This is a genomic window from Cryobacterium sp. MLB-32, from assembly GCF_000738085.1.
In the GTDB taxonomy this organism is placed as follows: Bacteria; Actinomycetota; Actinomycetes; order Actinomycetales; family Microbacteriaceae; genus Cryobacterium.
The window spans coordinates 1-984 of record NZ_JPRS01000462.1 but is presented as its reverse complement, the minus strand read 5'-3'; the positions used below and the strand labels follow the sequence as shown (position 1 = coordinate 984).

1 protein-coding gene is annotated in these 984 nt (G+C 60.1%); it reads right to left on the bottom strand.

The annotated features are described in order from the left end of the window. Nucleotides 1-9 precede the first annotated feature (9 nt). Nucleotides 10-984 (bottom strand): translation factor GTPase family protein (locus JF66_RS19380; protein ID WP_035880522.1); only part of this gene is annotated, 975 nt, incomplete at its 5' end.

The following is a 984-nucleotide window of genomic DNA, read 5'->3' as shown; positions in this document are numbered from 1 at the left end:
CCCAAGAGGCTATTCGCCCTTGTTCTTGTTGATGATCTCGTCGGCAACTGCCTTCGGGACCTCCGCGTAGCTCTCGAACGTCATCGAGTACACGGCACGGCCTGAGGTCTTCGACCGCAGGTCACCGATGTATCCGAACATTTCCGAGAGGGGCACGTGGGCGCGAATTACCTTCACGCCCTGCGCGTCCTCCATGGTCTGGATCTGCCCACGACGCGAGTTGAGGTCTCCGATTACGTCACCCATGTATTCCTCAGGGGTACGAACTTCGACGCTCATCAGCGGCTCGAGCAGCACGGGGTTTGCCTTGCGAACAGCTTCCTTGAAGCCCATCGAGCCGGCAATCTTGAACGCCATCTCCGAGGAGTCGACGTCGTGTGCGGCACCGTCGAGCAGGCTTGCCCGAACGCCCACCATGGGGTAACCGGCCAGGATACCTACGTGCAGGGCGTCCTGGATTCCAGCATCCACGGAGGGGATGTATTCACGCGGGATACGACCACCGGTGACCTTGTTCACGAACTCGTACGACTTGTCGGCAGTGATTTCCATCGGCTCGATCGCGATCTGAATCTTCGCGAACTGGCCGGATCCACCGGTCTGCTTCTTGTGCGTGTAGTCGTGACGCTCGACGGCCTTGCGGATCGTCTCGCGGTACGCGACCTGGGGCTTGCCGACGTTCGCCTCGACGTTGAATTCACGCTTCATGCGGTCGACGAGGATGTCCAGGTGAAGTTCACCCATTCCCTTGATGACCGTCTGGCCAGTTTCCTGGTTCTGCTCGGTCCGGAACGTGGGGTCTTCTTCGGCGAGCTTCTGAATGGCAAGGCCCAGCTTTTCCTGGTCCTGCTTCGTCTTCGGCTCGATCGCGACCTCGATAACCGGGTCAGGGAACGTCATGGACTCGAGTACGACCTGGTTGTTCGGGTCGCACAGGGTGTCGCCCGTGGTGGTGTCCTTGAGGCCGATGACCGCGTAGATGTG